This window comes from Acidovorax sp. KPB24-07, assembly GCF_057543315.1.
The window spans coordinates 1-9,335 of record NZ_BAAJYS010000139.1; the positions used below are offsets into that span (position 1 = coordinate 1).

9 protein-coding genes are annotated in these 9,335 nt (G+C 68.2%); 8 read left to right on the plus strand and 1 reads right to left on the minus strand.

Going from position 1 to position 9,335, the window contains the following annotated elements:
• Positions 1-548 (minus strand): LysR family transcriptional regulator (locus tag AC27IQ_RS14435; RefSeq protein WP_487089883.1); only part of this gene is annotated, 548 nt, incomplete at its 3' end.
• 144 nt (positions 549-692) lie between these two features.
• Here AC27IQ_RS14435 and AC27IQ_RS14440 point away from each other — a divergent pair.
• The 8 genes from AC27IQ_RS14440 to AC27IQ_RS14475 form a co-directional block, all read left to right on the plus strand.
• Positions 693-1,766 (plus strand): asparaginase, encoded by a 1,074-nt coding sequence (locus AC27IQ_RS14440; protein WP_272565197.1) that lies wholly within the window; start codon positions 693-695, stop codon positions 1,764-1,766.
• 214 nt (positions 1,767-1,980) lie between these two features.
• Positions 1,981-2,520: a 3-hydroxyacyl-[acyl-carrier-protein] dehydratase FabA gene (gene fabA, locus AC27IQ_RS14445; RefSeq protein WP_272565196.1), complete on the plus strand. Its 540-nt coding sequence runs from the start codon at positions 1,981-1,983 to the stop codon at positions 2,518-2,520.
• Positions 2,517-3,743, plus strand: a complete 1,227-nt coding sequence (fabB, locus tag AC27IQ_RS14450) for a beta-ketoacyl-ACP synthase I (protein WP_284404857.1) — start codon at positions 2,517-2,519, stop codon at positions 3,741-3,743. Before fabA ends, fabB begins: the two co-directional genes overlap by 4 nt.
• 221 nt (positions 3,744-3,964) lie before the next feature.
• Entirely contained in the window at positions 3,965-4,909 is a 945-nt protein-coding gene (glyQ, locus tag AC27IQ_RS14455; protein WP_284398394.1) for a glycine--tRNA ligase subunit alpha, read from the plus strand.
• A 36-nt stretch (positions 4,910-4,945) separates the two neighbouring features.
• Complete coding sequence (gene glyS, locus AC27IQ_RS14460; RefSeq protein ID WP_487089884.1) at positions 4,946-7,240, plus strand: glycine--tRNA ligase subunit beta; 2,295 nt, start codon at positions 4,946-4,948, stop codon at positions 7,238-7,240.
• A 58-nt stretch (positions 7,241-7,298) separates the two neighbouring features.
• Positions 7,299-7,895 carry a D-glycero-beta-D-manno-heptose 1,7-bisphosphate 7-phosphatase gene (gmhB, locus tag AC27IQ_RS14465; RefSeq protein WP_284429703.1) on the plus strand — a complete coding sequence of 199 codons (597 nt, stop codon included), beginning with the start codon at positions 7,299-7,301 and terminating at the stop codon, positions 7,893-7,895.
• Positions 7,896-7,974: 79 nt separating this feature from the next.
• A complete protein-coding gene (locus AC27IQ_RS14470; RefSeq protein ID WP_487089885.1) occupies positions 7,975-8,721 on the plus strand; it encodes a lysophospholipid acyltransferase family protein in 747 nt (248 codons plus the stop codon).
• Positions 8,721-9,335: YgjP-like metallopeptidase domain-containing protein (locus AC27IQ_RS14475; RefSeq protein ID WP_487089886.1), on the plus strand; the 615-nt coding region annotated here is incomplete at its 3' end. The genes AC27IQ_RS14470 and AC27IQ_RS14475, both read left to right, overlap by 1 nt.

Consider the following 9,335-nt stretch of genomic DNA (forward strand, 5'->3'; position numbering starts at 1 on the left):
GACCGGTTCAGCCGCACCGCGCGCAGCCAGATGTCCCGCGCCACGGCGATGAACAGCGGCCCGCTCACCAGGATGCTGCTCTCCAGCTGCGGGTGCGGGTGATCGTAGAAGCCCAGCGCGAAATCCACCGAGCGGGTGAGCAGCGCCTGCGCCATCTGGTCCTGGTGCAGGGTGCGCACTTCCACGCGCACCCGGGGCGATTGCTGGGCATGGCGCTCCAACACCGCGGGCAGGAATTCGTGCGTGACGGACGGAATCGCCGCCAGCCGCACCAGGCCGCCCTCGGGCTGGCGCAGGTTGTGCGCGGTGCGGCGCAGCGCGTCGAGCTGGCTGTGGATCTGGCTGGAGGCGGTGAACAGCGCCTGCGCCTCCGGCGTGGGCAGCAGGGCCCCGCGGGCCCGGCTGAACAGCGCGTAGCCCAGTTGCAGTTCCGCGTGCGCGATGGTCTTGCTCACCGCCGACGGCGTGATGTTGATCAGCCGGGCAGCCGCGCTCATGTTGCCGGTCTGCATGACGGCCTGGAAGACTTCGAGTTGGCGGAGATTCATCGCAGGGGAGGGAAAACGAGAATATGACCGGAAGTCACACCCGGCCGGCGATTATTCCCCACAGCCCGCCATGCGGCTTCCTACCATACGGCACCCGCGGAAATGCCGCGGGCACAAAAAGTGTCATTCATTACGGAGACTCACATGCTTTCCCCTCTGAAACTGAAGCGCCTGCTGGCCGGCGCCGCCTTCGCAGCCTGGGCCGTCGTGGCCGCGGCCCAGCCCGCCGCCAAGCCCAATGTCGTGGTCCTGGCCACGGGCGGCACCATTGCCGGCGCAGGCGCCTCGGCGACCAACAGTGCGTCCTACGCCGCGGCCAAGGTACCGGTGGACAAGCTCATCGCGGGCCTGCCCGAGCTGGCGAACGTGGCCAACGTCAAGGGTGAGCAGGTCTTCCAGATCGCTTCGGAGAGCTTCACCAACGAGCAGCTGCTCAAGCTGGGCAAGCGCGTGTCGGCCCTGGCCAAGCAGGCCGACGTGGACGGCATCGTCATCACCCACGGCACCGACACGCTGGAGGAAACGGCTTACTTCCTGAACCTGGTGGTGCGCACCGACAAGCCCATCGTGGTCGTGGGCTCCATGCGCCCCGGCACCTCGCTGTCGGCCGACGGCGCGCTGAACCTGCTGAGCGCCGTCTCGGTGGCGGCCAGCAAGGATTCCTCGGGCAAGGGCGTCCTCGTGACCATGAGCGACGAGATCCAGAGCGGCCGCGACGTGGTCAAGGGCGTCAACATCAAGACGCAGGCGTTCCGCAGCCAGTGGGGCCCGCTGGGCATGGTGGTGGAGGGCAACAACTACTGGTTCCGCGCGCCGGTCAAGCGCCACACCGCGCAATCGGAGTTCAACATCGATGAGATCGAGACGCTCGCCCCCGTGGAGATCGTCTACGGCTACGGCAACGTGCCGCGCTCCACGGTGGACGCCGTGGGCCGCTCGGGCGTCAAGGCGCTGATCCATGCCGGCACCGGCAACGGCTCGGTGGCCGACCGGGTGGTGCCTGCGCTGCAGGAACTGCGCGGCCAGGGCGTGCAGATCATCCGCTCCTCGCGCATCGCCGACGGCTTCGTGCTGCGCAACGCCGAGCAGCCCGACGACAAGTACGACTGGGTGGTCGCCCACGACCTGAACCCCCAGAAGGCCCGCATCCTGGCCGCCGTGGCGCTGACCAAGCCCCAGACCAGCAAGGACCTGCAGCGCATCTTCTGGCAGTACTGACCGGGGCCCGATCCGCGCGGCCGCACGCCCGTGCGGCCTGCGCTGACGCGGTCCGGCGCGGTCCGCTTTCATCAAATTAGGGAATCACCCTTGGCCCTGTGTCACAGTCGGCCCTCCGTGTGCCTTGATAATGGATGCCCCGCCACCGAAAAGACCTCGGTGGCGCGCAATCAAAATCCGGCGGGCGCACCGCCGATCTGGAGCACGACTGACAATGGCTGATTCCTTTTCCTATGAACAACTGATCGCCTCCGGCGAGGGCAAGCTGTTCACCCCTGACAGCGGACGACTGCCGCTGCCGCCCATGCTGATGTTTGACCGCATCACGCACATCGACAGCGATGGTGGGGCGCATGGGCTGGGGAAAATCCGGGCCGAACTCGATGTGCGCCCCGACCTCTGGTTTTTCGACTGCCACTTCCAGGGCGACCCGGTCATGCCGGGCTGCCTGGGGCTGGATGCCATGTGGCAGCTCATCGGTTTCTACCTCACCTGGCTGCAGCTGCCGGGCCGGGGCCGCGCCCTGGGCGCGGGCGAAGTCAAGTTCACCGGCGAAGTCGGCCCCAACGTGAAGCTCGTCACCTACGAAATCGACATCAAGCGCGTGATCAAGCGCAAGCTGGTCATGGCCATCGGCGATGCCCGCCTGCTGGCCGACGGCCAGGAGATCTACGTGGCCAACGACCTGCGCGTGGGCCTTTTCAAGCGTGAAGACGGGAAGGACGGAGCACCCGCAGCGGGAGCCACGGCATGACCATGAAGAAGCGCGTTGTCATTACGGGTGCGGGCATCGTCTCGTGCATCGGCAATGACCAGCAGGCAGTGACCACGTCGCTGCGCGAAGGCAAGTCCGGCATCCGCGCCATGCCCGAGTTCGCCGAACTCGGCCTGCGCAGCCAAGTGGCGGGCGCGCCGCAGATCGATCTGGACGCGCTCATCGACCGCAAGCAGCGCCGCTTCATGGGCGATGCCGCGGCGTACGCCTACCTGTCGCTGAAGGACGCCATCGCCCAGTCCGGCCTGTCGCCCGCCCAGGTGTCCCACCCCCGCACCGGCCTCATCATGGGATCGGGCGGCGGCTCGCCGGCCAACCAGATCGAGGCGGCGGACACGCTGCGCTCCAAGGGCATCCGCCGCGTGGGGCCCTACCAGGTCACGCGCTGCATGGGCTCCACCGTGTCGGCCAACCTGTCCACGGCGTTCGCCATCAAGGGCATCAATTTCTCGATCACCTCGGCCTGCAGCACCTCCGCGCACTGCGTGGGCATGGCGGCGCAGCAGATCGCCTTCGGCCTGCAGGACGTGATGTTCGCGGGCGGCGGCGAAGAGCTCTCCTGGGGCCTGGCCACGCTGTTCGACGGCATGGGCGCCATGTCGGCCAAATTCAACGCCACGCCGGAGACGGCCTCGCGCCCCTACGACGTGGACCGCGACGGCTTCGTGATCGCCGGCGGCGGCGGTGCGCTGGTGCTGGAGAGCCTGGAGCACGCCCAGGCCCGCGGCGCCACCATCCTGGCCGAGATCGTCGGCTTCGGCCTGTCGTCGGACGGCGAAGACATGGTCGCGCCCTCGGGCGACGGCGCCATCGCCTGCATGCGCCAGGCCATCGCCGAAGCGGGCGGCGGCACGATCGATTACGTGAATACGCACGGCACGTCCACCCCCGTGGGTGACCTGCCCGAGTTGCGCGCGCTGCGCGAGGTGTTCGGCGACGCGGTGCCCCCGTTCTCCTCCACCAAGTCGCTCACCGGCCACTCGCAGGGCGCGACGGGCGTGCAGGAAGCGATCTACTGCCTGTACATGCTGCAGGGCGGCTTCATCGCCGGATCGGCCCACATCGAAAACCTGGACCCGGCCGCCGAGGGCATGCCCATCGTGCGCACCTCGCGCGATGCATCGCTGACGACCGTGCTGTCCAACAGCTTCGGCTTCGGCGGCACCAACGCCAGCCTGGTGCTGCGCCGCTGGCAGGATTGAGTGGACGCCCGCGGTGCAACCGCGGTGTATTGCTATGAAGATGATAGCTGCCAGCGCTTGATGCATAAGCGGTGGCGGCTATTTTTGCATGCGGGCGTGGCGGCCCCGTGCCGGGCGTGGCCGATGCGCCGGGCGCGCCTCGTAAAATCGACCGCTTTTGCGCGCGCCTGCGTGCAAACCCTCTCTACCAACCGCATGGCCCCGCCATGCCAGACACACGCATGTTGACCTTCCAGCAAATCATCCTGAAGCTGCAGTCGTACTGGGCCGAACAGGGCTGCGCGCTGCTGCAGCCCTACGACATGGAAGTGGGCGCCGGCACCTCGCACACCGCCACCTTCCTGCGCGCGCTGGGCCCCGAGCCCTGGAAGGCCGCCTACGTGCAGCCCAGCCGCCGCCCCAAGGACGGCCGCTACGGCGAGAACCCCAACCGCCTGCAGCACTACTACCAGTTCCAGGTCGTGCTCAAGCCCGCGCCGGCCAACATCCTGGAGCTGTATCTGGGGTCGCTGGAGGCCCTGGGCTTCGATCTCAAGAAGAACGACATCCGCTTCGTCGAGGACGACTGGGAGAACCCCACGCTCGGCGCCTGGGGCCTCGGCTGGGAGGTGTGGCTCAACGGTATGGAGGTGACGCAGTTCACCTATTTCCAGCAGGTCGGCGGCATCGACTGCAAGCCCGCCACCGGCGAGATCACCTACGGCCTGGAGCGCCTGGCGATGTACCTGCAGGGCGTGGACAACGTCTACAACCTGACCTGGACCGACGGCCTCTCCTACGGCGACGTGTACAAGCAGAACGAGGTGGAGCAGTCCACCTACAACTTCGAGCACTCCGATGCCGACTTCCTGTTCACCGCGTTCAGCGCGCACGAAAGCCAAGCCCAGCACCTGATGGAGCAGCAGCTCGCCCTGCCGGCCTACGAGCAGGTGCTGAAAGCCGCGCACAGCTTCAACCTGCTGGATGCGCGGGGCGCCATCAGCGTGACCGAGCGCGCGGCCTACATCGGCCGCATCCGCAACCTGGCCCGCGCCGTGGCCAAGAGCTACCTCGACAGCCGCGCGCGGCTGGGCTTTCCCATGGCGCCCCAGGAATGGGCCGCCGAAGTGCTGGCCGACCTGGCCCGCGCCGACCAGCAGCAGCAACAGCAGAAGAAGGCGGCCTGAGGCACGCACGCGCATCAGGAAGGAACACAGACCACCATGACCCATCCGAATCTTCTCGTTGAACTGTTCGTCGAAGAACTGCCCCCGAAGGCCCTGCAAAAGCTGGGCGACGCCTTTGCGGGCGTGCTGTTCGAGCAGCTGCAGGCCCAAGGGCTGGCCGCGCCGGGCTCGCGCCTGACGGCCTTCGCTTCGCCGCGCCGCCTGGCCGCGCACATCACCGAGGTGGCGCCCCAGGCCGCCGACAAGGCCGTCTCGCAAAAGCTCATGCCTGTCGCCGTGGGGCTGGATGCCACCGGCAACGCCACGCCCGCGCTGCTCAAGAAGCTGGCCGCCCTGGGCGCCGACGCCTCCGCCGTGGCCGCGCTGCGCCGCGTGCCGGACGGCAAGGCCGAGGTGCTGTTCCATGACAGCACCGTGCGCGGCGCCACGCTGTCCGAGGGCCTGCAGAAGGCCCTGCACGAATCCATCGCCAAGCTGCCCATCCCGAAGGTGATGCGCTACCAGCTCGCCTCCGGCTGCGAGCAGCCCGGCTGGACCAGCGTGAGCTTCGTGCGCCCCGCGCACGGCCTGGTGGCCCTGCACGGCACCGAGGTGCTGCTGTCGGTGAAGGCGCTGGGCCTGACCGCCGGCAACACCACCCACGGCCACCGCTTCGAGGCGGCCGTGGACCCGGTCGTCGTCACCAGTGCCGACAGCTACGCCCAGCAACTGGCCGAGCAGGGCGCGGTGATCGCGAGCTTCGCCGAGCGCCGCGCCGAGATCGTGCGCCAGCTGCAGGCCGCGGCTGCGCGCGTGGGTGGCGGCGTGCGCCCCATCGAGGACGACGCCCTGCTCGACGAGGTGACGGCGCTGGTCGAGCGCCCCAACGTGCTCATCTGCGAGTTCGAAAAAGAGTTTCTCGATGTGCCGCAGGAGTGCCTGATCCTCACGATGAAGGCCAACCAGAAGTACTTCCCGCTGCTGCAGGCCGATGGCCGGCTGTCGCACCAATTCCTGGTGGTGAGCAACATCACGCCCGCCGATGCGAGCGCGGTGGTGCAGGGCAACGAGCGCGTGGTGCGCCCGCGCCTGGCCGACGCCAAGTTCTTCTTCGACCAGGACCGCAAGAAGACGCTGCTGTCGCGCGTGGAGAGCCTCTCCAAGGTGGTCTATCACAACAAGCTGGGCACGCAGGGCGAGCGGGTGGAGCGCGTTAGGACAATAGCCAAGGCGATCGCCGAGCAGCTGTTCGCCGGCATCGGCACGCACCATGCGGACCTGGATTCGGCCGAGGGCGAGATCGCCCGCGACTACCTGCTGTCGTGCGTGGACACCGCCGCGCGGCTGTCCAAGGCCGATCTGGTGACCGACATGGTGGGCGAATTCCCCGAGCTGCAGGGCATCATGGGCGGCTACTATGCCGCCAACGACGGCCTGGCCCACGAAGTGGCCCACGCCATCGAAGACCATTACAAGCCGCGCTTCGCGGGCGACGAGCTGCCGCGCGAGAACGTGGGCGTCATCGTGGCCATGGCCGATAAGCTGGAAACGCTGGTCGGCATGTTCGGCATCGGCAACCTGCCCACGGGCGACCGCGACCCCTTCGCGCTGCGCCGCCATGCACTGGGGGTTATCCGCATGCTGATCGAGCGAGACCTCCCGCTTGACCTCGAACTGCTTTTGAGCGGATCTTTCAAAGCGTTCAGTGATGAGGGCATTCAACGACGTGAATGGGATGCTCAGCAGGTGCGAGAGTTGGAAGCCAAGAAACAAGCAGGCGGTACGTTTGTGCACGCCTCTGGCTTTTCTCCCCGTGAATTCGATCCAGAAACAGCTACTAAATTGGCCGACTTCATGTACGACCGCCTCGCCGGCAGCCTGCGCGAGCAGGGCTACAGCGCGCAGGAAGTCGATGCCGTCATCGCCCTGCGCCCGCAGCGCCTGTCGCTGGTGCAAAAGCAGCTCGCCGCCGTGCGCGCCTTTGCCGAACTGCCCGAAAGCCCGGCCCTGGCCGCCGCCAACAAGCGCGTGGGCAACATCCTCAAGAAGGCCGAGGTGGCCGGTCCCGTGGACCCGCACGTCAACCCCGACCTGCTGCAGGAAGAGGCGGAAAAGAACCTCTACGCCGCGCTGCAGCGCTTCGTGCCCGAGGCCGATGCGCAGTTCGACGCGGGCGACTACACCGCCAGCCTGCAGACGCTGGCCGTGCTGCGCGCGCCGGTGGATGCGTTCTTCGACGACGTGATGGTCAACGCCGAGCAACTGGACCTGCGCCTGAACCGCCAGGGCCTGCTCAAGCGCCTGCACGTGGCCATGAACCGCGTGGCCGACCTGTCCCGGCTGGCGGCCTGAGGCAGGGGGCCGCGCTGGTGGTAGGCTGGCGCAGTCTTTCACCAGGCGCTCCCACACCATGAAAATCGCCATCCTCGACCGCGACGGCACGCTCAACCCCTCGGGCGAGAGCTTCATCGCTTCGCCCGACGAGTGGACCCCTCTGCCCGGGGCGCTGGAGGCCGTGGCGCGGCTCAACCATGCCGGCTGGCATGTCGTCGTCGCCACCAATCAGCCCGGGCTGGGGCGCGGGCTGTTCGACGTGATGGCGCTCAACGCCATCCACGCCAAGCTGCACCGCAAGCTCGCGGCGGTGGGCGGTCGCATCGACGCCGTGTTCTACTGCCCGCACGCACCCGACGACCTGTGCGCCTGCCGCAAGCCGGCGCCGGGCCTGATGGAGCAGATCCGCGACCGCTACGGTGTGGAGGGTGACGAGGTGCTGGTGGCCGGCAACTGCGTGGAGCATCTGCGGGCCGGCGCGGCCATCGGTGCGCAGCTGCATCGGGTCGGTGCGGCCCAGGCCGCCGAAGCGACCCTGGTCGCCTCGGGCGATGCCCTGCTGCCCAGCCCGTGGCCCGAAGGCACGCAGTTCCATGCCAGCCTGGCCGACTTTGCCGACCACGTGGCCGCGCAATCCGCCGTGGCGGCGCCGGGCCTGAACATCGCCGTCTGATGTGCTATTAATTTAATAGCTAAAACGGCATATATTCCTAGGGCATGAGCCCGAAAACACCTATTTTGTCCTGATTGCCATGGCCTTGATCCGTTCCATCGTCCACCTGCTCTGGATGGGCATCACCGTGGTGCCCTATACGCTGCTCATCCTGCTGGTGCGGCTGTTCGGCGCCAGCAGCCGCACGCGCTACCGCATCGCGCGGGCGTGGCTCAAGCTCAGCACCGATGCGGCGCGCGTCATCATGGGCATCCGCACGCGCATCACGGGCATGGAGCACCTGCCCTCCGACCCCACGCAGGGCGTGGTGCTGCTGGTCAAGCACCAGTCCACCTACGAGACCTTCCTGATGCCGGCGATCATGCCGCGCCCCCTGGCCTACGTGTTCAAGAAGGAGCTGCTGTACGTGCCGTTCTTCGGCTGGTCGATCGGCAGCCTGGACATGATCCACATCGACCGCGGCCAGCGCGCGCGCGCCTTCGTGAAGGTGCTGCAGCAGGGCCGCGCGCTGCTGACCAAGGGCACCTGGGTCATCATGTTCCCCGAGGGCACGCGCGTGGAGCGCGGGCGCAAGGGCCAGTACAAGAGCGGCGGCACGCGGCTGGCCATCGAGGCGGGCGTGCCCGTGGTGCCGATCGCCGTCACCTCGGCCAAGGTGTGGCCGCGCAAGGCCTTCATCAAGCGGCCGGGCACGGTGGACGTGTCCATCGGCCGCCCCATCCCGACCGAAGGCCGCAAGCCCGACGAGCTGATGCGCGAGGTCGAGGCCTGGATCGAATCCGAAATGCAGCGCCTCGACCCCGAGGCCTACGCGCCGGGCCGGTGATGCAGCGGCTGGTGCAGCTGGCGCTCGATCTGTTCGGCGGCGCGGCGCCGGCCGAGCCGCCGACTGCGCCTGCCTCCGCGCCCCGTGCCAGGAATTCCAGGCCGAATGCCGCGGATGCCGGCGGTTCGATTGCCGATGATGCTACTGATTTGGTAGCAAAAGACCCTGCCAAGCCATCGCCATCGTCCGCTTCACCAGTGGCGAAAGCGCCGCCCGTTCCCCTGGGCACGCTGCTCAGCCCCGCGATCTTCCGCCACCCCCGCGCGAGCCGCGAGGTGCTGCTGGGCGATGCCGTCGTGGCCTATGCGCTGCAGCGGGCGCGGCGGCGCACCATCGGGTTCACGGTGGGGGCGGACGGCTTGGCGGTGCGCGCGCCGGGCTGGGTGTCGCTCGCGGCCGTGGATGCGGCGCTGCAGGAAAAATCCGCCTGGATCCTGCGCAAGCTGGGCGAGGCGCAGGACCGCCAGCAGCGCGTGGACGGCGCCCGCATCGCCTGGGGCGACGGCGCCGTGCTGCCGTACCTGGGTGAGCCCCTTACCGTGGTGCTGGACCCGACCCACGGCTTTCGCGGCACGGGCGGGCGCGCTGGTCGAGGGGCCCGAGGGGCAGCGCCA

Excerpts from the sequence above, each read along its gene's own strand:
- AC27IQ_RS14440 (WP_272565197.1), top strand. The coding sequence starts at position 693 with ATGCTTTCCCCTCTGAAACTGAAGCGCCTGCTGGCCGGCGCCGCCTTC.
- fabA (WP_272565196.1), top strand. The coding sequence starts at position 1,981 with ATGGCTGATTCCTTTTCCTATGAACAACTGATCGCCTCCGGCGAGGGC.
- fabB (WP_284404857.1), top strand. The coding sequence starts at position 2,517 with ATGACCATGAAGAAGCGCGTTGTCATTACGGGTGCGGGCATCGTCTCG.
- glyQ (WP_284398394.1), top strand. The coding sequence starts at position 3,965 with ATGTTGACCTTCCAGCAAATCATCCTGAAGCTGCAGTCGTACTGGGCC.
- glyS (WP_487089884.1), top strand. The coding sequence starts at position 4,946 with ATGACCCATCCGAATCTTCTCGTTGAACTGTTCGTCGAAGAACTGCCC.
- gmhB (WP_284429703.1), top strand. The coding sequence starts at position 7,299 with ATGAAAATCGCCATCCTCGACCGCGACGGCACGCTCAACCCCTCGGGC.
- AC27IQ_RS14470 (WP_487089885.1), top strand. The coding sequence starts at position 7,975 with ATGGCCTTGATCCGTTCCATCGTCCACCTGCTCTGGATGGGCATCACC.